We start from the raw sequence: 25,160 nt of genomic DNA on the forward strand, positions 1-25,160 counted from the left end.
AGTTTACCAAGTTAAACCCTCCTGTTTTTTCAGCAGACATCATAGCTTTGAAGGGTTACCTTTATTTATTGCTGCTATTTTAATGGCAGAATATATGGTAATTGATCAACATGTTATTATGGTGTTAGGGAGTGCATATTTAATATTACGAGTTTTATATGCGGTTTGTTATTTGGCAAATTGGAGTAGCCTTCGTTCTGTGATGTGGTTTCTTTCGATATGTTGCCCAATTTTTCTATTGATACTGGTCATTAGGCTTACATAATATTAAAGGTCTAACATTCTTTGTAAGAACAAATGTAATGATATGATTGCTCAGTTACTTTTACATCAACTTAATTAGAAAAAACTGCTGTAAAATGTATAATTAACAAGATAACCAATCGTAAATACAAGAGTATTGAAATGAGCTATAGCAATATCCCTGCGGGTAAAGATGCACCAAATGATATTTATGTTGTCATTGAGATTCCAGCGAATGCTGCACCAATTAAATATGAAGTAGATAAAGACTCTGATGCGTTGTTTGTAGACCGTTTTATGGCAACAACAATGTTTTACCCTGCAAACTATGGTTATGTACCAAATACACTTTCTGAAGATGGCGATCCATTAGATGTATTGGTTGTAACACCGCATCCAGTTGAGCCAGGCTCAGTAATTCGTTGTCGTCCTGTTGGTAAGTTAAACATGGAAGATGATGGTGGTATTGATGCAAAACTTGTTGCAGTTCCACATGAAAAATTATCTGCACTTTACTCAGATATTCAAGAATACACAGATTTGCCAAAATTGCTTATTAGCCAAATCGAACACTTCTTTGCACACTATAAAGATTTAGAACCTGGTAAGTGGGTAAAAATTTCTGGTTGGGAAGGTGCAGATGTTGCTAAAGCTGAAGTTGTAAAAGCAATTGCAGCAGCAAAATAAAATATTTAAATAATAAAAAAGCCTTCATATGAAGGCTTTTTTATTGAGAGCTTTTACTTAGAAATTAATTGGATATTCTAAGTATAGACGCCATTCGTTAGTATTACCTGCATAGGCATTGTAGCTTGCATTTGCACGATATGTTGAGTTACGTACTTTAAAGCTTAAGTCTTTAGCAAAACCATTTTGAACGGTATATTTAACTTGGTTAAAGATTTCACGTTCTTTGGCATTATCTGTCGTGCCAGCAACATGAATATTCCAACCATATACATAAGCAGTTGTCCAAGTTAAACCAGGAACACCAAGTGCGCCAAAGTCTAAAGAGTACATCGCTTGTAGTGATTTTTCATGGTTCCCATTAAAGTCTGAGAAGTATGAGTTTGGAAGTGCAATAGAGCCACCGCCATCACCGACAATATTGTAGTCATATCCAACATCGCCTGTACTTTGTTGATATGCAAGCATACCTGTATGAGGGCCTTGGTTATATGTAGCTGCAGCAGCCCAAATATTGTTTTTCTTCTCTGTATTATATGCGCCTGTAGGGAATGAAAGAATACGCTCTTCATCATTGTTTGAGTCTAGGCTAGCATCATATCGAGTATGATAGCCATTTAAGTCAAATGTTAATGAGCGATCAGCAGCAAGTGGTAGCTTATAGTTTAAATCTAAGTAATGACGTTGTAGAGCGTTTTTGAATGCTGCACCGTAGTATGAGCCTTGTAACTCTTTAGTGAATTGATACTTTGCACCCCAAACATCTACACGTTTGAGGTGGTTACTATCAGTGTTAATTTGATTAGAATACTGGTCTTTTGTAAAGTGACCATATACTAATTCTAGATCTTTAATCTCATGGCTTGTAACCAATGTACCTGTATGATACTCAGGCAATAGTCGAGCATCATTTCCTGCTAAAACAGGTAATTGCAAGAATTGTGTACCATAAACAACGGTTGTATTTGAAACACGTGCTTTAACATTAACACCACCGCGTGCCCAGATATCTTTTTTACCATCTTTATATAGCATTTGGTTGCCAGCATGTGAGTTATCACCAAGCTTAAATGCAAAATCACCTAATGCACCAACACCAACACCTACAGTTCCCTGTGTAAAGCCTGAGTCAAACTTTCCAATAACACCTTGGCCCCAAGAACTTGTATATGTACCGTTGGTTGTGAAATCACGGTTGATCCAACCATTACGAAGTAGGATAGAGCCTTTTGAGTCTTCAACGAACCCTTTTGAATCACTCTGTTCACTTGCATATGCTGTTGAAAGAAGCGCTGCTTGTACAACAAGTGCGAGTGCAAGTTTCTTGTGTAATTTTGGCATGTATGTATTTCCCCAATGAGGTAACTGTAATTTGGAGCTAATCAAAACACAGTGAGTTAACAAAAGACTAACTAATCTATAATAAAAAAAACAGTCTTTGCAAATTTATTTACCATATGTCATATATAAAATATGGATTTGCTATGCTTTTTTTTAGATATATGTGTCTATACTGTTAGGATACACTGTATATTCTTCAATTTTAATTAGCAAAAAGTATACCAAGTTTCATGATGATGAAATTTTTGTTAATGTATACAATTCTACTTGGTTTGATATTTGCTTGTATTTAAGCAATCTTCATTTTTATGTGCTCAGGGGAAAATATGTTTTATAAATTATTATTGGTAACTGGCGTCTTAGCTACGGCTGGCATAGCAAATGCAGCAGATAATGGTTTGCAACAGTACGGACTTTCTTTTTCTGGTAATGCTACACTGACTTCTGACTACCGTTTTCGTGGTCAAACACAGACACAAAATGACCCTGCATTACAAGGTACATTTACCTTAGCGCACGAATCTGGTGCATATATTAGTGTATTCTCTTCAAATGTTAATTTTGGTGAAGGCTCTACACATTTGGAATTAGACCCTTCGATTGGTTATACCACGAAGTTGCCACTTTCAAGTACATTACAACCAACATTAGATACAGGTCTTGCTTATTATAATTATCCGAGTGGACATGACTTAAACTATCCTGAATTTTATGTTCGTCTTGCTTTTGCTGATGCTATTGTCAAAGGTGACACTATTACGCCAAGTATTGCTTATAGTAATAACTATGGTGGAAATTCAATGAAAAATGCTGAAGAGCATCGTATTAATAATTGGAACTTCAATTTAGCATATGCTGTGCCATTTGCAGATACAGGTTTTGGCGGAGTTGCAAGTGTAGGTTATAGCAAAGCTGATCATAAAATTGCTGTATATGGTGATGATGATAATTACATCGATTGGAAAGCAGGTGTAACATATAATGTTAAATCTATTAATGGCTTAACAGCAGAATTAGATGCAGTTGGAACAAATATTGATACGACTGATTATAACCATGTTGCAAAACGTGGTGTAGATACAGGTGCAATGTTTAGCCTTACAAAAACTTTTTAATTAAGTTTGATGTTGCAATAAAAAAGCGCCTTTTGGCGCTTTTTTATTGCATAAGACTACGATAAGAGAGTGCCTCGCTTAGATGTGTAGGTGTAATATCTTTCGATGATGCTAAATCTGAAATTGTGCGTGCTAGACGTAAAATACGGTGATAACTACGTGCTGATAAGTTGAGTCTTTCTTGAGCAATACTAATAATTTTTTTACAGCTATCATCAAGGGTTGCATATTTTTCTAGCTCATGTGGTGAAAGCATATAATTGGGCTTGTTTTGTCTATTTATCTGTAATTGATACGCTTCTATAACGCGTTTCCTTACTATTTCGGAGCTTTCTGAGGGGATTGTTGTTTGTAAGTCATGTGAAGTTAATGGAGGAACATCAATATGTAAATCTATGCGATCGAGCATAGGACCAGATATTTTATTTTGATAGTTTCTAATCATTGTTGGTGTACATTGACAGCGATTATCTTCATGAAATGCATAACCACATGGACAAGGATTCATGGCCGCAATAAGTTGAAAGCTTGCTGGAAAGGTAATCTGGCTTGATGCTCTAGAAATAGTTACTTCTTTTTCTTCAATAGGCTGTCTGAGAGACTCAATAACTTTTCTATTAAATTCAGGAAGTTCATCTAAAAATAAGACACCTAAATGTGCAAGTGTAATTTCACCTGGTTTGGGTGATGAGCCTCCTCCAACAAGTGCAATATGTGAAGCGCTATGATGAGGTGCTCTAAATGGTCTATGGCCGAATTGATATGACTTCTTAGCAATAGAATATATGCTTGCAACTTGTAACCGTTCTGTTTCTTTTAATGGAGGGAGAATGCTGGGTAGTCTTGAAGCAAGCATTGTTTTACCTGTGCCGGGAGGCCCTCTAAAGAGAAGCGAGTGCCCACCTGCGGCTGCGATTTCTAAAGCACGGCGAGGTCTTTTTTGTCCTTTAATATCGATAAGGTCTAAAGTATTTTCTGGCTGGAAAAGAGTGGATTTAATTTTTTTAAGTTTTTGAAGCTTATGAATATTTAAAAAATGATTACATACTTCTTTGAGTGATTTTGGACTATATACTTCTAGACTTCCCAACTGATTTGCTTCATCTGCATTGTGATGTGGTAAAAAAAGCGCACGTTGCTGTTTTTCACATGCCATTGCAATAGTTAGTGTGCCTGAAATGGCTCTTAGTTGACCATCTAAAGATAGTTCACCAATAAATTCATAATCTTCAGAGGAAATTGAAGGTATTTGTCCTGAGGCAATGAGGATACCAAGTGCAATAGGTAAATCGAGTCGTGCTCCTTCTTTAGGAAGATCGGCAGGTGCAAGATTAATGGTTAATCTTTTCGTTGGGAAGGTAAAACCACTATTAATAATAGCTGAGCGTACTCGATCTTTACTTTCACGCACTGCTGCCTCTGCTAGACCTACAATGGTTAAAGATGGTAGACCTTGGCTGATATGTACTTCAACCTCAATGCTTGGTGCATCAAGACCGAATAAACCGCGGGTATAGATTTTAGCAAACGACATTTTGAACCAAATTGGTGCTTATTGATAGGCGTATATTATTAGATTTTGCACTATTTTTGTGCTTCAATGCTTTGAATCGCCTTTTCTAATATAGCGATTTGTTGGCTAAGCTCATTTATTCTAGTATTTGCATCAGATAGCGCTATTTGATGACGTTGTATTTCTTCTTTAGAAACCAAATCCATTTTTTTTATAGCTTCACTTAAGAGTGTACGCAAATTATGTTCTAAATCTGCTTTAGGTTGTTCTATTTGAGATAAAATGGATTGAATAAGTTGTTCTATCATGAAAAGCCAAAATTAAAATATGAAAGTAAGTGATTAGTTTAGCACTGCTCAATCATACTTAAATATTCATTAAGTATAAAATAAGTTCTAAAATATAAATTAATCATAAAAAATTTCATACATATTACGAGATATCTACTCTTATTCAATATTAAGATGTATTGGCATGAAAATTGAACATAAAAATTAAATACAATCAAATAATCCGAAGGACTTAGACATGAAGCTTGTAACAGCAATTGTAAAACCATTTAAGTTAGATGATGTTCGTGAAGCGCTTTCTGAAATTGGCGTCCAAGGTATTACTGTCACTGAGGTTAAAGGGTTTGGTCGCCAAAAAGGGCATACGGAACTTTATCGTGGTGCCGAGTACGTTGTAGATTTTCTTCCAAAAGTAAAAATTGAAATTGCAATTAGCGACGAAATGGTAGATAGCGTGATCGAGTCTATTACTCGTGTTGCAAGCACAGGAAAAATTGGTGATGGTAAAATATTTGTAACTACTCTAGAGCAAGTTATTCGTATCCGTACTGGTGAAACTGGTCCTGATGCTGTTTAAGAAGTTGAGTATAAAAATTGCTATTAGCTGAATAACTTGCATGAATATGGGTAGGGGAATATGAAAAAAATCATAATGGCATTAGGGGTAACGGGTGCGCTTTTAACAAGTGCTCCAATATGGGCAGATAGTTCGTCGGCATCTGCACCAACATCTGCGACAGCAGTATCTGAAGTAACAACAAATAATGTTGCAGTGAGTACTTCAACCCCGACCTCTCAGCCTGCTCCAGCACCAGTTGCAACACCGAAGTTAGATACAGGGGATACAGCTTGGGTACTAATTTCGACAGCATTGGTATTGTTGATGACGATTCCCGGAATTGCACTTTTTTACGGTGGTATGGTACGTAAGAAAAATGTCTTGGGTATTATGGCGCATAGTTTAATAGCAACAGCACTCGTTAGTGTTGTTTGGGTAGCAGTGGGCTATACTTTGGCCTTCGATGCGGGCAATGCATTTATTGGAGGCTTTAGCAAGGCTATGCTTTCAGGCATTGGTCTAGATACTTTGCAAGGTACAATCCCTGAAGTTTTATTTGTTATTTTTCAAATGACTTTTGCCATTATTACTGTTGCAATTATTAGTGGTTCAATTGCTGAACGGATGAAGTTTGGTGCTTTCGTTGCATTCACAATACTTTGGATAATTGTGGTCTATGCACCAATCGCTCATTGGGTTTGGGGTGGTGGCTGGTTAGCAGCAGATGGCGCTTTAGATTTTGCTGGTGGTACGGTTGTACATATTAATTCAGGTGTTGCAGGTTTGGTGGCTGCATATATGTTAGGTAAGCGTGTTGGCTTTGGTAAAGAGTCTATGGCACCGCATAACTTAACATTAACAGTAATTGGTGCAGGACTGCTTTGGGTTGGTTGGTTTGGTTTTAATGGTGGTTCAGCATTAGGTGCAAATGGTGGAGCGGCTTACGCCCTAGTAACAACGCAAGTAGCAGCAGCGGCAGCAGCAATTTCATGGTCTTTAATTGAAAAACTTGTTCGTGGTAAAACATCAGTACTTGGTATCGCTTCTGGTGGTGTAGCAGGCCTTGTGGTAATTACACCTGCAGCAGGTTATGTCACTGTAGCAGGCTCACTTATTATGGGTTTACTTGGCGGTGTAATTTGTTTTTGGGGTACTACTGCACTGAAACGATTCTTGAAAGTAGATGATTCACTTGATGCTTTTGGTCTACACGCCGTTGGTGGAATTGCAGGTGCAATTTTAACAGGTGTATTTGCAAGTTCATTTATTATGGGCGATAAAGCGCCAACAAATATGGCGCACCAATTATGGGTACAAAGCCAAGGTGTTCTTGCAACAATTGTTTATAGTGCTATATGTACATTCATTATTTTAAAATTAATTGATGTAGTTATTGGTATTCGTGTATCACACGATGATGAGCGTATGGGACTCGATTTAAGCCAACATGGTGAGCGTATCGAATAATAGAATTTTAAGGAAAATAGCCTCTATATGGGGCTATTTTTTATTTTAGGCACAACATTTAGTATCTATGAGTTTTTTGATACACTAGAGAAAAATAAATTGGCAGATAGAATTTAAAATGCATTGTCCATTTTGTAATGTTCCTGACAGTAAAGTGATTGACTCTAGGCTTGCGGCTGAAGGGCGCCAAATCCGTCGTCGCAGAGAGTGCGTTGGGTGTGGTGAGCGTTTTACAACTTTTGAAACATACGAAGTGGTTATGCCACGTGTTATTAAATCGAATGGAAAAAATGAACCATTTGATGAAGCTAAGCTTCGCCGTTCTTTAATGCATGCTTTGCAAAAACGTCCTGTCACACAAGAAAAAATAGAAGCAGTACTCAGCGATATTCAGCAAACACTGCGCCGTCTAGGTGAGCGTGATGTAAGCTCATTGCGCATTGGTGAAATTGTAATGAAAGCTTTATTTGTATTAGATCATGTGGCTTATGTGCGTTTTGCTTCTGTTTATCAAGACTTCCAAGATGTTGACGCATTCAGAAAGCAAATTGAACAAATGCAACAAATGCAGAAAGAGCGCGAATCATGAGCCATCTATTTTCACAGCAAGATTATGCATATATGCTTCAAGCAATTGAACTTGCAAAAAAGGCAATTTATTCAACTAAGCCGAACCCAAATGTGGGTTGTGTGATTGTGAAGAATGACCAAGTGGTCGGGAAAGGATTTCATCCTAAAGCTGGGCAACCCCATGCAGAAGTTTTTGCTTTGAGTGAAGCAGGCAACCATGCAAAGGGTGCAACGGCATATGTAACTTTAGAACCATGTGCACATTATGGTCGAACACCACCATGTGCAGAGGCTTTAGTGAAAGCGGGAGTGGAAAAAGTATTTATTGCCAATACAGATCCTAACCCTTTGGTTGCAGGAAAAGGGATCGCGATTTTAGAAGCAGCAGGTATTCAGGTTCAAACAGGGTTGTGTGAGTACGAAGCAAGAGTACTTAATGAGGGCTTTTTAAAGAAAATGGCAACAGGTATGCCATATGTCAGACTAAAAGTAGCTTCAAGTTTAGATGGTCGTACCGCAATGGCTTCAGGTGAGTCGAAGTGGATTACGGGACAAGAAGCACGTGAAGATGTACAACACTGGCGTGCAATATCAGGTGCTGTGATTACAGGTATTGAAACCGTATTGGCAGATGATTGCCAATTAAATGTGCGTCAATTGCCGAATAATATTGAACTAGATGCAATTGTACAGCCGAAAAGAATTGTATTGGATCGTCAAGGGCGCTTGCCTTTAACTGCAAAAATTTTAGAGAATCCTCACAATACATGGGTAATGACACCGTACCGTCAAGAGTTAGCTGATTTAGGTGTACTTCAGTTTGAGGTGCAACCTCTGCAAAATTTATTAAAAATTATTGCAGAACAGTACAGTATTCACGATGTACTTATTGAAGCAGGAGCGACACTGTCGACTAGTTTTTTAACTGAACGTTTGGTCGATGAAATGATCCATTACGTTGCACCAACATTATTAGGTCAGTCTGCCCGAGCCATGTTTCAAGCGGATTTTTTATTACTGTCGCAACAACAACGTTTTACTGTGAAAGATATTACTCAGTTGGGTAATGACTTCCGCTTAAGGCTGATACCAGTACAAGAGTCATTATGAGTTCAGAAACAACGGTTTATCATAAGCGCCGACATGCGGCCCGAACAACAGATGAATACTTGTTCCATCAATTAGTGCCTTATTTAGGCAATAAACGTCGTCTTCTACATCTCATCTTAGAAGCATTAGAAATGACAGGAACGCTTAATACAGATGGTAAGAAAAAGCGTGCCCCCATTTTTGCCGATTTTTTTGCAGGTAGTGGCGTTGTTTCTCGCTTAGCACGCCAAAATGGTTATCGTGTTATTGCAAATGATTGGGAACCGTATAGTCATGCGCTCAACCATGCTGTTCTTTCTTGTGTTGAAGCACCTGCTTTTAAAGAGCTAGGCGGGTATCAAAAAGCGATTGATTACTTAAACCGTCTACCTTTAGCAAAGGGCTGGGTAACACATAATTTATGCCCACGTAATGATGAAGAGTATGATCCTGCACGTGATCGTTTGTTCTTTAAACGCAGAAATGGCATGCGTATTGATGCAATTCGTCAGCAAATTGCAACATGGCAGGCAGAAGGTGCGATTGATGATGTTGAAATGAGTGCACTTTTAGCACCACTTCTATATTCAGCAAGTTTTGTAAGTAATACCAGTGGTGTATTTAAGAGTTTTCATCATGGTTGGGGGGGGAAAACGCAGACGGCACTTGAACGTATTGAGTCGCTTTTATGGTTAACGCCAAGTCGTTTTTGTGACATTGGGCGTCCGAATCAGGCTGCTGCTGAAATGTGGTGTGTAGATGCACAGCACCTTGCAAATCAAATGAGTGATTTTGAAGTTGATGTGGCTTATTTAGATCCGCCGTATAATCAACATGCGTATAGCAGTAATTACCATGTTTTAAATTCGCTCACGTTATGGGATCAAACTGATTTACCATCTCCAGATACGAAAGGTTTTAAAAGTGGTATAGACCGTGCTTGGCGCAAAGAACGTCCGAGCTTATATAACTCATCTAAATATGCCAAAGAAGCCTATGAAAAGTTACTTGCTACGGTAAATGCACGTTTTATTTTAACGAGTTATTCGACAGATGGAAATATTTCGGCAACTGACTTGCTTAAAGCAAATTTAGAACGTGGTAAAGTCACGTTACTCACGCAAGATGTACCACGGTATCGTGTGAGTAAACAACGTCAGTCTGAGCGCGCACGTGTACTTGAATTTATTGTCATTACAGATACGAAAGCCAAATCTGGCCCACCACTGAGACAGCTACTTGGACAACTTTACCATTATGCAGAGTTAGGTGGTGTGGATACGACAGGTGTAAGCTCTCAGTTGGCATTGTGGTAAAAGGAAGATAACCATGTTTACAGGTATTATTGAAAGTGTTGGGCAAGTAAAAAGCTTGCAAAGTGTAGGTGGAGATATTCGCTTAACGGTAGCTACAGATATAGATATGTCTGATGTGCATTTAGGTGATTCAATTGCAACCAATGGTATTTGTTTAACGGTAACAGCTTGGGGCGATAACTGGTACTCGGCTGATGTTTCGCGTGAAAGTTTAGATCGTACAACTTTAGGACGTTGGAAAGTTGGACAACCATTAAATATTGAAAAAGCCATGTTACCTACAACGCGCTTTGGTGGTCATATTGTTAGTGGCCATGTCGATGCAATAGGTGAAATTACACAGATGCGTCATGATGCACGTTCATTGTATTTTGAAGTAACCGCACCGAAAGAAATTGCAAAATACTTAGCAGAGAAGGGTTCTATTACTGTTGATGGTATTAGTCTAACGATTAATCATTTAAACGGTTGTGTGCTTAGTCTGAATCTGATTCCACATACTGCAGAGCGTACTAATATTTCAACGTGGCAAGTGGGTACGGCTGTGAATTTAGAAGTAGATATTTTAGCACGCTATATGGAGCGTTTACTTTTAGGGGATCGTGCAGCAGTTGCGAAAAAAGAGTCCAATATTAGTATGGAGTTTCTTGCAAATAATGGCTTCTTAAAGTAAAAAAATTCGGCATTATGCCGAATTTTTTGTCTTTGTATGTTGTAAGGAAATTTTCACTTCTTCTTCAGCCGCTTGCTGTAAGTTGTGATTAAATCCTTCGACTGATTTTTGAATTTGCTCAATGAGCTCTTCCGCCTCAAGCTCTAATCTGACTTGAATATTTTCAATAATTTGTTGAAGTTGTGGATGGGTTAGTTGTAATTGTTTATCTGTTGCTTTGGGTGTGTTTGTAGTAAGACTTATTTTATGATAACGATTGCTATATGTTTTTGTTTCCTGCATAAGCTGACTTTGGAAAGCCTTAAGTTGCTCTATTTGCGATTGTTCTTGCAAGCGTTCATCGAGCTGTAAGTTTTTGAGATATTCATCTTCAGCTTCTCTCTGTTTAAAAATTTTATCTTCTAGTCGTTTTTGCTCACGACAGCGAGCATCTTCAATCATTTGAGCTTTTAATATTTCATAAGCTTGCTGAATTCGTTGTTCTGATGTTTTTTGAGCAAGTTCATCTGAAGCTTTCCATGCTTCGATTTCACTTTCGAGCGTGAGGAGTTCGCAGATACGTGAGAGGTCATCTATATAGGTTTGTCGTGCAGCCTGTGGTGTATTTAACCAACGGGTTTTAAAGTCTTCACCAAGATCTAATGCCACCAATCTAACTCCTCATACTCAACGATTTTTATAGTTTAAATGTTCTTGGTTCAGTGCCAAGCTGACGATATTGTTTAAATTTATCGCGGCCTATTATTTTAGAGGCTTCTGTATTTTCAACAATCTCAATAATGTGTTTAAACGTATCTTTCAGTGAAATAATATCATCACTAAAGTTAAAAATAATCCACTCGTTTTCAGTGGGTAAATCGCCTGAAATACAAACTTGCCCTGTTGTATCGTTTATAGAATGTGTAATAAAACTGGTTTTATCAAAAGACCATAACAGATTATCTAAAATCTGCTGTAATTCTTTAGATGGACAATACCACCATAGCTTTGGTGTTGTTCTTAAAAGCTTACGTGCTAAACGACAAGCGCTTTGCACTTGTCGTTCGGCGCTTTTTTCAAAAAGATAAAAGCTAATTGCTGTCATTATTTAACACGGTTTGCAATAAATTGGGTTAGAAGCGGAACAGGGCGACCAGTTGCACCTTTATTTGCACCTGAAAGCCATGCAGTACCTGCAATATCAAGATGTGCCCAACGGTAGTCGCGTGTAAAACGTTGTAAGAAACATGCAGCAGTAATAGAACCACCTTGTGGTCCACCAATATTTGCAATATCTGCAAAAGGTGAGTCTAGTAACTCTTGGTAGTCATCAATGACAGGCATGCGCCATACGCGGTCAAAACTGTCTTCACCTGCTTGTTGTAAATCTTGTACAAGAGCATCATCTGATGAAAATAAACCACTGAGTACTTTGCCTAAAGCAACGACACATGCACCTGTTAAGGTTGCAATATCAATAACTAATTCAGGATTGAAGCGTTTTACATAGGTGAGTGTATCGCAAAGTACAAGACGACCTTCTGCATCTGTATTTAAGATTTCTACAGTTTGACCATCCATAGTTTTCACAATGTCGCCCGGACGAGTTGCTTTACCTGATGGCATATTTTCAGCGGCTGCAATTGTACCTACTACGTGAATTGGAAGTTTAGCTTCACAAAGCGCACGAATTGTACCAAATACAGAGGCTGCACCACACATATCAAATTTCATTTCATCCATACCTGCACCCGGTTTGAGTGAAATGCCACCTGTATCAAATGTTACACCTTTACCAACGAGTACCACAGGTGCTTCTTCACGCTGTGCATTGTATTCAAGTGTAATGATGCGTCCCGGACGTTCAGAACCTTTGCTAACTGCAAGAAATGAGTGCATGCCAAGTTCTGCCATGTCATCTTCATCAAGCACAGTCACTTTCAATTGTTCAGGAAACTCTTCAGCAAGTGAAATTGCAAGTTCTGCTAAATATTCTGGATAGCAAATGTTACCCGGACGATTGCCTAAATCTCTCGCTAAAGTTTGACCATTTTGAATTGCTTGAATTAACTCTAATTGTTGTTCTGAAAGGCTACTTGATTCAAGTTGAATGGTTTCTAATACTTGTTGGTGTTTATTTGATTTGAATTCATCGAAATGATAGTTCGCCTGCGTTAAGGCAAGGGCAAAGGTATAATGATAGTTTTCAGGAAGTTCAGCTAAATTAAGTGTGATCTGAGAATGGTTCTTTTGCGCAAGTTTAATAACGTTTTGTGCAATTTTTGCTATTTTACTGCCTGTAAGGTTTGCAGGATTGTCTAAACCAATTAAAGTAATGCTTTGATAGGCTTGGCTATGTCCAATCAATGGTAAAGTTTCATTCAATTGTGCTTTAAAATTTGCATTTTGAACGATTTGATTAAAATTTTCGAGTGATGCAACATTCGCTTGCTCAATGTTTTGTGCATTTACAAGAGAAAATAGAATTGAATGCGCATCTTGCGATTGTTTTAAAGTAAGTTTCATACGCTTGCAAAACCTTGTCATAGGGGATTAATTGTTAGAACAACTTCTATCATCATACTAAGCCAATTTGCCCTTATGGGTACAGAGGCTTTTACTAAAAGTTAAAAGATTGATTTAAAACAAGGTCGAACAGCGCTTATTTCAGAAAATCTTTGTTTTATTATAAGTGAAACAAAGGTGAAGGCATCTGGTGAGAGGTTATTTATTCTGTGTATTCGGTTAAACTAGCAACATATTTAATTTTCAATGTAAAAATGGAAGTGTCCTTTTGATTATTCGACGTTATCTTGTGAAGCAAGTCGTGTCGACTTCCGTCGTTGTCGTGGCTTTATTAACCTTAATTATGATGGGTGGTCGACTCATTAAATATTTTGGGGTGGCGGCACAAGGTCGTTTAGATGCCAGTGTATTGTTTAGTATTATTGGCTATCGACTTCCTGAATTCTTAACACTAATTTTACCGTTGGGCTTTTTTATTGGCTTAATGTTGGTGTTTGGACGTTTATATACAGACAATGAAATGGCTGTACTGAATAGTAGTGGTTTGAGTCGTAATTATTTAGCACGATTATTACTTCCATTAACTGTTGTATTTATGGCTATACAAATTTCGCTAATGGTGTGGATAGCACCTTGGGGAGTTCATAAGTTTGAGCAGTTGACCAGTGCCCAAGCGGTAAGAACGGGATTTGACCTCGTTAGACCAAAAGAGTTTGTATCTTCTGGTCCTTATACTATTTATGCAAGTGATTTGTCTGAAGATCGGAAAAATTTAAAAGATGTCATTTTTTATCAACGTTCAGAACAAGATGGTAAGCCTGACTTAATTATTCTAGCACGAGAAGCGAAACGTGTTGAAATTCCAAATGATACAGCGAATGTTGTAGATTTGTTAGATGGTCGTCGTTATGAAGTTTATCAGGGGCAACCACGTTATTCACAGGCTGAGTTTAAAAGTTATCGTTTACGTATAGAAAATGATAAGGAGTCATCGCTTGGCAATAGTGCGATTAATGCAGTAACGATTGGTAAACTTTGGGCGAAAAGAGATGACTCAGTTGTGCAAAGTGAGTTAGGCTGGCGAATTTTTGGCCCGTGGGTTATTGTCATCGCGCTCATGTTGGCAACGGCTTTGTCTGAAGTGAATCCACGTCAGGGACGTTATTATAAGTTGCTTCCTGCGATTCTTATTTTTGCAAGTTTAATTGTATTGATGATGGCAGTTCGAACACGTGTATCGCGTGGAGATTTAACTGTTTGGTTATATCCTATTGTTCTCATGGTTTATGGTGTGGTTACGTTTATTTTCTTACGTAGTCCGAATTTAACACCAAGACTTAAACAAAAATTGAGTAGATGAGGTCTATAAATGTTCGCACGTCGTATTATCGCTAAACACGTGACCTCTACAACAGTACTTGCAATGCTTGGTGCAACAGCAGTTTTAACCTTGTTACAAGGGCTGTTTACATATTTAGCCGAGCTAAGTGCATTAAAGCATGGCTATAATGCTTTACAAGCGTTGCAATATGTTCTTTGGAATACTCCCGCTTTTCTTTATAAAATCTTACCTATTTCTGCATTAATTGGTGCAGTCATTGGCTTAGGAACACTTGCATCAAATAGTGAATTGGTTGTAATGCGATCTATAGGTGTGAGTCTATGGCGAATTGTAAGTTGGGTTGTTCGCTCTGCACTTATTTTAATTATTTTGGCATTTGCTTTGAGTGAATGGGTCATACCATATACCAATGAAAGAGCAGATAGTCTTAAAAAGCATCAGAGTATTTCTTCTCTCGGAGAAGTTCATGGATATTGGACAAGAGAAGCACAACGTTTTATTTATATTAATTATGCAAACTCAGATGGTGACCTAAAAGGGGTACAGATTCTAGACTTTGATAATAACTATCATTTAAGACATACATTGAATGCAGAAAATGGTCATTTCCAAAAAAGTGGTGAGTGGCAATTGAATAATGTAACGCAGATGACCGTACAAGAAGATGGGCATGCTGTTGAGGAAAAACTTCCTCAGACAAATCTTGCTTTGGCTCTACAGCCAAAATATGTACATATGGTGACTATTGATCCTGAAGATTTGTCGCCGAGTCAGTTGATTTCATTTATTCGCTATTTATCTGATTATAGTCAAGTACCGAAGTCTTATCAGCTCGCATTTTGGCAAAAAGTAGGTATGCCTTTTTCTCTGATTGCTTTAGTTATTATTGCATGCTCATTTATTTTTGGTCCTTTACGCCAACAATCTATGGGTTTTCGTTTGGTTATTGCATTGTTTACAGGGTTAGGCTTTTATTACATTCAAGATTTTTTTGGGTATGCCAGCTTAGTTTATAATGCATCACCTGCATGGTTCGTATTTACGCCGATTATCTTCATTTTGATTGCGGGTGGATATCTATTGAACCGAGCGAAATAAGCTAAAAAAGGTTGTATATGCTTTGTATTTTACAACCTTGGTAACATAGTCGCTTGTTTAAAAAGTATGTAATATGGAAATTTCAATAAACAACAAAGAGAATATACTATGACGGACGTGAAGGCAGGCAAGATCCCACATATCTTAGTCATTATGGATGGTATAGGTCATCGCGAAGCAGAACAGGACAATGCTTTTCTCGCAGCAAAGACGCCTAATTTGACCGCAATGGAAGCGAATCATCCGCATAGTTTAATTTCTGGCTCGGGTGAAGATGTTGGCTTACCTGATGGTCAAATGGGGAATTCTGAAGTAGGTCATATGAACCTTGGTGCAGGTCGTGTGTTGTATCAAGACTTTACACGCATTACCAAAGATATTCGTACAGGTGACTTCTTTAAAAATGAAGTATTGGTGAATGCTGTAGAAAAAGCTAAAGCCAAAGATGGGGCTGTTCATATTATTGGGTTGCTTTCAGATGGTGGCGTACATGCACATGAAGACCATATTGTGGCAATGTGTGAGCTTGCATTGAAGCGCAATGCAAAAGTGTATTTACATGCATTTACAGATGGTCGTGATACACCACCAAAAAGTGCGGAATCTGCATTAAAGAAATTAGATGCGCTGTTTGCACAGTATCCAAATCAAGGTCGTATTGTTTCCATGATTGGTCGTTATTTTGCAATGGATCGTGATAATCGTTGGGATCGTGTAGAGCAAGCATATCGTTTACTTACTGAAGGTGAAGCCGTACGTGTGGCTACAACTGCTGAAGAAGGTTTACAACAAGCATATACTGCTGAAGAAACTGATGAGTTTGTAAAAGCAACTCGTATTGGAGAAAAAACACCAATTCAAGATGGTGACAGTGTTGTGTTTATGAACTTCCGTGCAGATCGTGCACGTGAGTTAACACGCGCATTTGTAGAAACTGATTTCTCAGGTTTTGAACGTAAAGTTCAGCCTAAACTTGCTGAATTTGTCATGCTGACACGTTATCAAGCAAGCATTCAAGCACCTGTGGCATACATGCCAGAAGAACTACACAATACTCTAGGTGAGTACCTTTCTAATTTAGGAAAAACTCAACTTCGTATTGCTGAAACTGAAAAGTATGCGCATGTGACATTCTTCTTTAGTGGCGGTCGTGAAGATGAATATGATGGCGAAAAACGTATTCTTATTCCATCACCAAGTGTGGCAACTTATGATTTAAAACCTGAAATGAGTGCCTACGAGGTAACCGATAAGGTTGTTGAAGCCATTAACTCTCAAGCATATGATTTAATCGTAATTAACTATGCTAATGGTGATATGGTCGGGCATACAGGTGTATTCGATGCTGCGGTAAAAGCAGTAGAAGCAGTAGATACTTGTTTAGGTCGTGTTTATGAAGCAGTCATGGCACAACATGGACATATGCTTATTACAGCCGACCACGGTAATGTTGAGCAAATGCAAGATTATGTAAGTGGTCAAGTACATACGCAACATACCACAGAGCTTGTACCATTTATTTATGTTGGTCCAACAAGTGCAAAAATTGCAGATGGTGGTGTGCTCGCAGATGTTGCACCAACGCTTTTAAGTTTAATGAAATTACCAATTCCAAAAGAAATGAAAGGGCGTAATCTAATTACGTTAACTGAATAAACATTAGAGGTCTATGAATGATTCATCAACTGAAAAAACTTGGTGTTTTACTTGGTCTGTTAGGTTGTATGAATCATTCTATTTTGGCTGCGACATCTGATGATCGCAGTCAAAACACAGATTATGATCTTGATGAGAAGACCTTACATAGTCAAGAAGTGCCTGTTGATGAAATTCAGCGATTTGTACAAATTTATGCTTTAATTAAAGATAATTATGTACGTGAAACATCTGATGATGAGCTATTTGAACATGCTATTAAAGGTTTAGTCAGTGGATTAGACCGTTATTCAAGATATTTAACACCAATTGAATATCATCAACTGATTCAATATACAGATGGTGATGTGGCGACAGTTGATTTTGATTTGAGTTTAGATCGTGCTCAACATCAGTGGTATATTCGTGGTGTTAGACCTAACTCAGATTCTGCTAAGTTAGGTATTCATAATGGTATGCCTGTGTATAAGCTTGATAATACTGAGCTCAAAGATTTAAATCCAAATCAAGTAAAGAACATTTTATTAGGTGCTGTAGGTACTGTTATTAATGTGCAAGTTGCCCCTGTTGGTCAGCCTATTACAGTGGTTCGTAATAAAAAAATAGAAGTTGAAATTACAACAACACTCTTAAAAAATCAGGTTCTAGTGATAAAAGTACCTGTATTTCAACAAGAAACAGCTAGTGAAATTAAAAGTATTTTAGAGCAGTATGCGAATACTAAAGTAAAAGCGGTACTTTTTGATTTAAGCAATAATCCTGGTGGCTTATTATCGGCTGCCGTAGAAACAGCAGATCTATTTTTAAATAGTGGTGTGATTGTCACAACACGTAGTCGTTCTGAAGGTAGTCAAACTTTTCAAGCTCTGCCAAGTAAGGAGTTTGAGGGTTTAAAACTTGGTATTTTAATTAATAATCGCTCAGCCTCTGCGGCAGAAGTATTCACTGCCGCATTAAAAGAACATCAACGTGCTTGGGTATTGGGTGAAAAAAGTTACGGTAAGGGAGTAGTACAAAAGTTATTCCCATTACCAAATGGTGCAGCAGTGCAAATGACTGTTTCACACTATTTTACTCCAAATGGTAATATGATAGATGGTCTAGGCATACAGCCAAATCAGACTATGCTAAGACTGGCAAATATAAAAGACAGTAGCTATTTAGAAAATGTAGCAGATGCACTGTTAAAGCATTAAGGTTGAATAAGATTGTAGCGTATAGCAAGGTGTGTTAGCTTGACATCACTATCAATATTGAGCTTTTCGAATATGCGATAACGATATGTATTGACTGTTTTAACACTCACAAATAGCTTATCTGCAATATTTTGTGCGCTATGGCAACTTACAACCATCATTGCGACTTGCATTTCTCTTTCAGAAAGTTGGTCAAATGGTGAAAGTTGTGTATCTGCTAAATAAGAACTTGCTAATTGCTCTGCAATATCTGCACTAAAGTACTTACCGCCCTGTGTTACTTTTTTAATAGCACGAATCATTTCTTCAATAGGCGCACCTTTTGTAATATAGCCTTTTGCACCTGCTTTTAAAACTAAAGATGGATAGGGTTCTTCAGCGAGTCCACTCACAGCAATAACTTTGGTTGTAGGTACACTTTGTACGAGTCTACGGGTTGTTTCAATTCCCCCAATACCTGGCATATTTACATCGAGTAAAATAATATCTGGTTGATATTGGCGTGCAAGTATGAGTGCATCTTCTCCAGATTCAGCTTGTCCAATGACCTTAATATCGACCTGATCGGTAAGCATTCGACAAATACCTGTTCTTACCAACTCATGGTCATCTACGACTAAAACTGAAATCACGTTTGGTTACCTCATTAATTAATCTTTTTTGTTACATAAAGCAAATTAAACTTGCAATCGCAACACAAAATTAGCAATGCTATCTTAAAATATTACCTTAAATTTACGCATAGTTATTAAAATTAATGCAAGTAATTGTTTTGTGTAAATGTAAGGCATATTTGTGGTAATAAGCAAATTTATCTTATCACCCTTTTAGTCGAGTGAAGTATTGTGAAAAGTTTAAAGAAGTCTTTAGTGCACATGTTGAGTGTGCCTCTTTTATTGAGTTTGAGCTGTCATAGTTTTGCAGATTTAACAATTAATGGTAATCCTGCACCGCATCAAAATTTATCTACACATGATGTAAAAGAACTATTAGCAGATGATGATGAGTTAGAGCTAGCCCCACAAGGAAGTGCAATAGCATCAACAACACTACGTCAAAGTAATGGTACACCACAGCCAATGCATGGCGGAGTCGTTGATACAACATTTATGAATAATGCAGGGCCGAATGTCCATGCAGGTTCAGCATTGGTAATGGATGCCCAAACAGGGGAGGTTTTATTTAGTAAAAATAGTAATTTTTCAAGACCTATGGCATCGATTACAAAATTAATGACTGCTGTTGTAACAGCAGACGCTCATTTAGATATGTCACAAGAAATTACTTTAGAGCCAATCGATTTTGATGGACCTAAAAAGGCCAGTACTAAATTGCGTGCTGGTGATACGATGAATCGTGCAGAAGTACTGCTAGTTGCACTTATGAAATCAGAAAATCCTGCTGCAGCGGCATTGGCACGAACATATCCAGGTGGTAAACCAGCCTTTATTGCAGCAATGAATGCAAAAGCACATGAATTTGGAATGAGCTCAACGCATTATTTTGAATCGACAGGTTTAGATCCACGTAATGTTTCATCTGCACGTGATTTAGCAATTCTCGTAACACAAGCATATAAATATGGGGTAATTCGTCAGTTTTCATCCACACCACATTATGACTTCAACTTGGGCTACCGTATGTTAAATGCGAGTAATACCAATGCACTTGTGCGTAATGGTGGATGGAATATCAATTTATCGAAAACAGGCTTTATTAATGAAGCAGGTCGTTGTGTTGTTATGCATACGACAGTGAACTCGCGTCCTGCTGTTGTTGTGCTTATGGGTGAGCCGACAACACAAGCACGTAATACAGATGCAACTGACTTATTAAATTGGTTAACTGGTTTACCAAAAGATACCTGAGTTCAATCTTTAGACTCGCTTTTTACAATAAAAAATCCCTGTTATCTAACAGGGATTTTTTTTATTTAAGTATTTTCTTTTATTTATCCATATGAGACAAAATTGAGTTTTTCACATCATTCATTGTTGCATCAATGGTTAGCATAACTGCATCAGCACATTGTTTAATTGCAGTATCTGGGTCTTTAAGGCCGTTACCTGTTACAGTACATACAATGACTGAACCTTCAGCAATTTTACCTGCTTTAATATCACGAATAGCACCACCAATAGATGCAGCAGATGCAGGCTCGACAAATACACCTTCGTACATTGCAAGCATACGTTGAGCATCTAAAATTTCACTGTCTTGTAGCTCATCAAACCAACCGTTTGAGTCGCGTACAACGGCTTTTGCATGGTTCCAGCTTTGAGGGTTACCAATACGAATGGCTGTCGCTACTGTTTCAGGTGCTTCTACAGGTGCGCCACGTAAAAATGGTGCTGCGCCTGATGCTTGGTAGCCGACCATTTTAGGTAGACCATCAGGTTTAGGACCTGTAAATTGATCAGTTGTTGCATCGTAAACCACTTGCTCGAATTCATTTGCAGGTTGGTTTGCAACAGCTTCTGTATAACCCATCCAATGCGCAGTAATATTTCCTGCATTACCTACTGGTAGGCAGTGGTAGTCTGGTGCTTTACCAAGTGCTTCTACAATTTCATAAGAAATGGTTTTTTGCCCTTGTAAGCGGTAAGGGTTAATCGAGTTCACAATCGTTACAGGTGCTTGGTCTGCCATTTCTTTCACTAGACGCATACCATCATCAAAATTACCACGAATTTGCATGGTAATTGCACCGTACATCATGGCTTGAGCCATTTTACCCATGGCAATTTTGCCTTCAGGAATAAGTACAAATGCTTTGATGCCTGCACGTGCTGCATAAGCTGCAGCTGCAGCAGAGGTATTACCCGTAGAGGCACAAATAATCGCTTTTGAACCCGCTTCAACAGCTTTTGTGACAGCCATGGTCATACCACGGTCTTTAAAAGATCCTGTTGGGTTTAAGCCTTCATATTTCACATAAATTTCAACATCTTTGCCAATAATACGTGGAATATTTTCAAGTTTGATTAGTGGTGTATTTCCTTCACCTAAAGAGATTGCACGTGTGGTTTCTGATACAGGCAAGCGGTCGCGATAGCGATCTACAAGTCCAGTGTAGCGATTGGCATTAGACATGATGATGTTCCAATAATATGTGTAAAACATGCGAGACGGTTATTTGCCTCGCAACTGAGCTTAAATTAATTTTCAAGAGATTCCAAGCGGATTCTAGTCACTTCACCGTGTGTTGCAGGCAAGGCTTGGATTTTAGCAATGGCTTCATCCATTTTTGACTCAACAATTGGGTCTGTCATAATGACAACAGGAACTCGGTCTTTCAAACGCGGTTGTTGCATAATGGCATCGATACTAATACCACAATGGCTTAAAATAGTCGTGATATCTGCTAAAACGCCTTTGTTGTCATCAACATTGACACGTAAATAGTATGCTGTGGTCATTTCTTCGCGTTTTAGAATTTGAATATCTTCAAGTGACTCAAACGCAAGCTGTGGAATTGTTCCTGAACCATCTTCGGTATATGAAATATCGCGTACAAGGTCAATTACATCTGCAACAACAGCAGAAGCAGTTGGGCCACCGCCTGCACCAGGACCATAGTACATGGTTTGACCTACAGCACTTGCTTTTACAGCCACAGCGTTTTGCACACCATTTACGTTTGCCAATGGTTGATCTTCAGGAATTAATGTTGGGTGAACACGCAGTTCAATACCATTTTCAGCACGGCGTGCGATGCCTAAATGTTTAATACGGAAGCCAAGCTCTTCAGCATATTTCACATCTTGTGCTGTAATTTTACTAATGCCTTCAGTGTAAACTTTATCAAACTGTAATGGGATACCAAATGCAATAGAAGCCAATAATGTGAGTTTATGTGCTGCATCAATGCCTTCGACATCGAATGTAGGATCTGCTTCCGCATAGCCGAGAGCTTGTGCTTCGGCAAGTACATCTTCAAACTGACGCGATTTATCGCGCATTTCTGTTAGGATAAAGTTACCTGTACCATTAATAATACCAGCTAGCCAGTCAATTCGGTTCGCTGCAAGTCCTTCACGCATGACTTTAATAATAGGAATACCACCTGCGACCGCAGCTTCATATGCAATTTGTACAGTATTATTATCGGCAGCTTCAAATAGTGTATTACCTTTTTCAGCAAGTAATGCTTTATTTGCGGTAACAACTTGTTTGCCGTGTTTAATTGCTTCTAAGATTAGATCATGTGCTGGATCGAGTCCGCCAATTAATTCAACTACAATATCAACATCGGGTTGACGAACAATGTCAAATAAGTCGTCACTTTGTTGAATGCTTTCTAAGTTGAGATCTGGACGAGGACGGCGAGTGCCTACGTGAGTAATTTGAATTTCTCGACCTGTACGGCGTTTAATTTCTGTAGCATTTTCTTGTAATAATTGAAGAACACCACTACCAACGGTACCAAGACCAAGTATAGCCAGACGAACTGGTTTCACGTCACACTCCAAAATAAATTAGCAAATGATCTTAGATCATAGCTAAAAAAAACGGCAGAGTGTAGGTGAAGATTCACGAATCTTCACCTATTTTAGTATTATTTTTCTAATTTTTTGAGAATATCATCGGCTGAAAGGTAACCACCAAGGTAGTGACCATCTTGACTGTAGATAGCAGGTGTGCCATTTACGCCAATATTTAGACCCAATAAGTATTGTGATTTTACTGGGTTTTGACATTGAGCAGGTGCTATTGCTTCACCCTTAACCACAGATTCAAATGCAGCTTTACGGTCTTTACTACACCAAATACTTTCCATTGTAGGCAAGAATTGTTCACCACGTGGCCATGCAATGTAACGTACCTCGATACCCTTAGCATTAATTTCTGGCAGGGACTCATGCAGTTTATGACAGTAAGGACAACTTGCATCTGTAAATACATAAACAATATGTTTTGTTTGTCCTTGTGCTGGATAAACAATCAGGTCTTTTGTATTGAGACCCCCGAATACTTTCTGATTTTCTTGTGACTGCAGACCTTCACTGACATTATGAAGTCTTGTATCACCTAAACGTAAGATATCGCCTTGAATAATATATTTACCATCTGATGTTGCATAAACAGAAGGCATACCCTCTAAGTTCACCCAATAAATATTTGGAACTTCTGTTTTTTTGATATCCGTAACTTTAATTTTAATATTTGCTTTTTCCAACTGTTCTTGGAATGTTGTAATTAAGCGTTGTTTCTCGTTACGCTCTAAAATTGGTGATACATCACCTGTTGCAGGGCTTGTTGCTGTGAGTGAATCGGATTTTGTTGTTGCTGCTTTATCTTTTGAACATCCAGAAAGTAAAGCAGTCACACTAATGGCACAAGCTAGGAGCGTTTTAGCGTAAGGAAAGGTCATAAAAAACTCTTTAACTGATCAATAAGAATAAAAAATAGGTCTTAAGCATATCAAAAAATATGCACAAATTCGTGAATTTTCATTAACGATTGTAGCAATGATGATAAGTAAGTTTTATGGACGAGGGTGATGCTCGGCATGTACTTTTTGTAGTCGAACTTGTGCAACATGAGTATAAATTTGTGTTGTTGAAAGGTCGCTATGTCCAAGGAGCATTTGTACAACGCGTAAGTCTGCACCGTGGTTTAACAAATGCGTTGCAAAAGCATGTCTGAGTGTATGTGGTGAAAGCTCTGTTTGAATATTTGCAATAAGTGCATATCTTTTTATGGCATACCAAAAGTTTTGCCGACTCATAATACCGCCATGTTGAGTCAAAAATAAATAATCTGTGCTTGATTTATATAAGTGTGGTCGCGATTCATTGAGGTATTTTTCAATCCACTCTGTGGCAACTTGACCCATAGGCACAAGGCGTTCTTTATTTCCTTTACCTAGTATACGTAAGTAACCTTGGCGTAAATTAAGTAAATCAATTCGCAAGTTAATTAATTCACTGACACGCAACCCACTTGCATATAAAACTTCTAGCATAGCACGATCACGCAGTCCTAAATGAGTATGAATATTGGGAGCTTGAATAAGAGCTTCAACATCCTCTTCACTTAAGTCTTTGGGTAAAGATCGACCTAACTGTGGTGTCTTATGTATTTCTAAAGGGTCATCAGTTCTTAATTTTTGCTCACGCATAAACTTAAAGAAAGAGCGTAGTGCTGAAAGGACACGTGCAATTGAGCGTGGACTTTTCCCTTGTTTTGTGAGTTCAATGAGTACATCTGAAATATCATCTTTACACCACTGTGGTAAAGCAAGACGGCAGAATTGTGTACATTGTATTAAGTCAGATAAATAAGCATTTCGTGTATGGGGACTGACTGTTTGTGCAACTAAATAATCTCTGTACCCAATAAGAAAAGGGAGTTCTTTCGGTATTTGAATAGGCGCAGGCACGCGCGGCTTTTTATTGTTTAGCATAGTGACATCATAGTAAAAAATTATTTGATTGAGAAGTGAAAAATAATAAATGTTGTATTTGGTTAATAATAGTTTATGTGTATGTAAATTG

General features: G+C 38.1%; 24 protein-coding genes and 1 pseudogene. 14 read left to right on the plus strand and 11 right to left on the minus strand.

Features of this window, described 5'->3' with window-relative positions; genetic code table 11:
- Positions 1 to 34: 34 nt before the first annotated feature.
- Together AC1MPL_RS03145 and ppa are read left to right on the plus strand one after the other, a co-directional pair.
- Positions 35 to 265, plus strand: a pseudogene (locus tag AC1MPL_RS03145) (MAPEG family protein); the annotation flags it as partial.
- Between the two features lie 140 nt (positions 266 to 405).
- Positions 406 to 930 carry an inorganic diphosphatase gene (gene ppa, locus AC1MPL_RS03150; RefSeq protein ID WP_479764169.1) on the plus strand — a complete coding sequence of 175 codons (525 nt, stop codon included), beginning with the start codon at positions 406 to 408 and terminating at the stop codon, positions 928 to 930.
- Positions 931 to 987: 57 nt separating this feature from the next.
- Here the strand turns inward: ppa and AC1MPL_RS03155 are convergent, their stop codons facing one another.
- Positions 988 to 2,271, minus strand: coding sequence for an OprD family outer membrane porin (locus AC1MPL_RS03155; RefSeq protein ID WP_479764171.1), 1,284 nt, complete (start codon positions 2,269 to 2,271; stop codon positions 988 to 990).
- Between the two features lie 326 nt (positions 2,272 to 2,597).
- On the opposite strand from AC1MPL_RS03155, the gene AC1MPL_RS03160 reads away from it, so the two are divergent.
- Complete coding sequence (locus AC1MPL_RS03160; protein WP_479764173.1) at positions 2,598 to 3,386, plus strand: TorF family putative porin; 789 nt, start codon at positions 2,598 to 2,600, stop codon at positions 3,384 to 3,386.
- Positions 3,387 to 3,429: 43 nt separating this feature from the next.
- On the opposite strand, the gene AC1MPL_RS03165 is transcribed toward AC1MPL_RS03160, so the two are convergent.
- Both AC1MPL_RS03165 and AC1MPL_RS03170 read right to left on the minus strand, forming a co-directional pair.
- Positions 3,430 to 4,920 (minus strand): YifB family Mg chelatase-like AAA ATPase, encoded by a 1,491-nt coding sequence (locus AC1MPL_RS03165; RefSeq protein ID WP_479764175.1) that lies wholly within the window; start codon positions 4,918 to 4,920, stop codon positions 3,430 to 3,432.
- Between the two features lie 50 nt (positions 4,921 to 4,970).
- Entirely contained in the window at positions 4,971 to 5,207 is a 237-nt protein-coding gene (locus AC1MPL_RS03170; protein ID WP_479764176.1) for an accessory factor UbiK family protein, read from the minus strand.
- Positions 5,208 to 5,427: 220 nt separating this feature from the next.
- Here AC1MPL_RS03170 and glnK point away from each other — a divergent pair, with 220 nt between their 5' ends.
- The 6 genes from glnK to AC1MPL_RS03200 all read left to right on the plus strand — a co-directional run bounded on the left by glnK (position 5,428) and on the right by AC1MPL_RS03200 (position 10,863).
- A complete protein-coding gene (glnK, locus tag AC1MPL_RS03175) occupies positions 5,428 to 5,766 on the plus strand; it encodes a P-II family nitrogen regulator (protein ID WP_023273577.1) in 339 nt (112 codons plus the stop codon).
- A gap of 60 nt (positions 5,767 to 5,826) precedes the next feature.
- Complete coding sequence (locus AC1MPL_RS03180) at positions 5,827 to 7,215, plus strand: ammonium transporter (protein WP_479764178.1); 1,389 nt, start codon at positions 5,827 to 5,829, stop codon at positions 7,213 to 7,215.
- Between the two features lie 118 nt (positions 7,216 to 7,333).
- Positions 7,334 to 7,804, plus strand: coding sequence for a transcriptional regulator NrdR (gene nrdR, locus AC1MPL_RS03185; RefSeq protein ID WP_237410823.1), 471 nt, complete (start codon positions 7,334 to 7,336; stop codon positions 7,802 to 7,804).
- Positions 7,801 to 8,895, plus strand: a complete 1,095-nt coding sequence (ribD, locus tag AC1MPL_RS03190) for a bifunctional diaminohydroxyphosphoribosylaminopyrimidine deaminase/5-amino-6-(5-phosphoribosylamino)uracil reductase RibD (protein WP_479764180.1) — start codon at positions 7,801 to 7,803, stop codon at positions 8,893 to 8,895. Before nrdR ends, ribD begins: the two co-directional genes overlap by 4 nt.
- Positions 8,892 to 10,190 (plus strand): DNA adenine methylase, encoded by a 1,299-nt coding sequence (locus AC1MPL_RS03195; RefSeq protein ID WP_479764182.1) that lies wholly within the window; start codon positions 8,892 to 8,894, stop codon positions 10,188 to 10,190. Before ribD ends, AC1MPL_RS03195 begins: the two co-directional genes overlap by 4 nt.
- A 13-nt stretch (positions 10,191 to 10,203) precedes the next feature.
- Entirely contained in the window at positions 10,204 to 10,863 is a 660-nt protein-coding gene (locus tag AC1MPL_RS03200) for a riboflavin synthase (RefSeq protein WP_479764184.1), read from the plus strand.
- A 12-nt stretch (positions 10,864 to 10,875) separates the two neighbouring features.
- On the opposite strand, the gene AC1MPL_RS03205 is transcribed toward AC1MPL_RS03200, so the two are convergent.
- Genes AC1MPL_RS03205 through AC1MPL_RS03215 form a run of 3 tightly spaced genes read right to left on the minus strand, consistent with a single transcriptional unit; the run spans position 10,876 to position 13,368 of the window.
- Complete coding sequence (locus tag AC1MPL_RS03205; protein WP_479764186.1) at positions 10,876 to 11,511, minus strand: hypothetical protein; 636 nt, start codon at positions 11,509 to 11,511, stop codon at positions 10,876 to 10,878.
- A 28-nt stretch (positions 11,512 to 11,539) separates the two neighbouring features.
- Complete coding sequence (locus AC1MPL_RS03210) at positions 11,540 to 11,947, minus strand: DNA polymerase III subunit chi (protein ID WP_479764187.1); 408 nt, start codon at positions 11,945 to 11,947, stop codon at positions 11,540 to 11,542.
- On the minus strand, positions 11,947 to 13,368 hold the full coding sequence (locus AC1MPL_RS03215) for a leucyl aminopeptidase (protein ID WP_479764189.1): 1,422 nt from the start codon (positions 13,366 to 13,368) through the stop codon (positions 11,947 to 11,949). The genes AC1MPL_RS03210 and AC1MPL_RS03215 overlap by 1 nt, the downstream gene beginning before the upstream one ends.
- 268 nt (positions 13,369 to 13,636) lie before the next feature.
- Between AC1MPL_RS03215 and lptF the strand changes: the two genes are divergently transcribed.
- From lptF to AC1MPL_RS03235, 4 genes are all read left to right on the plus strand, one after another.
- The gene (lptF, locus tag AC1MPL_RS03220) at positions 13,637 to 14,728 is read left to right on the plus strand and encodes an LPS export ABC transporter permease LptF (protein ID WP_479764191.1); all 1,092 of its coding nucleotides are present in this window, start codon (positions 13,637 to 13,639) and stop codon (positions 14,726 to 14,728) included.
- A 9-nt stretch (positions 14,729 to 14,737) separates the two neighbouring features.
- Positions 14,738 to 15,808 (plus strand): LPS export ABC transporter permease LptG, encoded by a 1,071-nt coding sequence (lptG, locus tag AC1MPL_RS03225; RefSeq protein ID WP_479764193.1) that lies wholly within the window; start codon positions 14,738 to 14,740, stop codon positions 15,806 to 15,808.
- A gap of 108 nt (positions 15,809 to 15,916) precedes the next feature.
- Positions 15,917 to 17,464: a 2,3-bisphosphoglycerate-independent phosphoglycerate mutase gene (gene gpmI / locus AC1MPL_RS03230; protein WP_479764194.1), complete on the plus strand. Its 1,548-nt coding sequence runs from the start codon at positions 15,917 to 15,919 to the stop codon at positions 17,462 to 17,464.
- A gap of 17 nt (positions 17,465 to 17,481) precedes the next feature.
- A complete protein-coding gene (locus AC1MPL_RS03235; protein WP_479764196.1) occupies positions 17,482 to 18,660 on the plus strand; it encodes a S41 family peptidase in 1,179 nt (392 codons plus the stop codon).
- On the opposite strand, the gene gacA is transcribed toward AC1MPL_RS03235, so the two are convergent.
- Positions 18,657 to 19,292 carry a response regulator transcription factor GacA gene (gene gacA, locus AC1MPL_RS03240; protein WP_479764198.1) on the minus strand — a complete coding sequence of 212 codons (636 nt, stop codon included), beginning with the start codon at positions 19,290 to 19,292 and terminating at the stop codon, positions 18,657 to 18,659. The genes AC1MPL_RS03235 and gacA overlap by 4 nt on opposite strands.
- Before the next feature lie 213 nt (positions 19,293 to 19,505).
- On the opposite strand from gacA, the gene AC1MPL_RS03245 reads away from it, so the two are divergent.
- On the plus strand, positions 19,506 to 20,528 hold the full coding sequence (locus AC1MPL_RS03245) for a serine hydrolase (RefSeq protein WP_479764199.1): 1,023 nt from the start codon (positions 19,506 to 19,508) through the stop codon (positions 20,526 to 20,528).
- A 79-nt stretch (positions 20,529 to 20,607) separates the two neighbouring features.
- Here AC1MPL_RS03245 and thrC read toward each other — a convergent pair whose 3' ends face one another.
- From thrC to xerD, 4 genes are all read right to left on the minus strand, one after another.
- The gene (thrC, locus tag AC1MPL_RS03250) at positions 20,608 to 21,753 is read right to left on the minus strand and encodes a threonine synthase (protein ID WP_479764201.1); all 1,146 of its coding nucleotides are present in this window, start codon (positions 21,751 to 21,753) and stop codon (positions 20,608 to 20,610) included.
- Between the two features lie 65 nt (positions 21,754 to 21,818).
- Positions 21,819 to 23,120 (minus strand): homoserine dehydrogenase, encoded by a 1,302-nt coding sequence (locus AC1MPL_RS03255; RefSeq protein ID WP_479764203.1) that lies wholly within the window; start codon positions 23,118 to 23,120, stop codon positions 21,819 to 21,821.
- 98 nt (positions 23,121 to 23,218) lie between these two features.
- Positions 23,219 to 24,034, minus strand: a complete 816-nt coding sequence (locus AC1MPL_RS03260; RefSeq protein ID WP_479764205.1) for a DsbC family protein — start codon at positions 24,032 to 24,034, stop codon at positions 23,219 to 23,221.
- A 114-nt stretch (positions 24,035 to 24,148) separates the two neighbouring features.
- On the minus strand, positions 24,149 to 25,069 hold the full coding sequence (gene xerD / locus AC1MPL_RS03265) for a site-specific tyrosine recombinase XerD (RefSeq protein ID WP_479764207.1): 921 nt from the start codon (positions 25,067 to 25,069) through the stop codon (positions 24,149 to 24,151).
- Positions 25,070 to 25,160: the final 91 nt, after the last annotated feature.

Source organism: Acinetobacter sp. N1-1 (genome assembly GCF_056711485.1).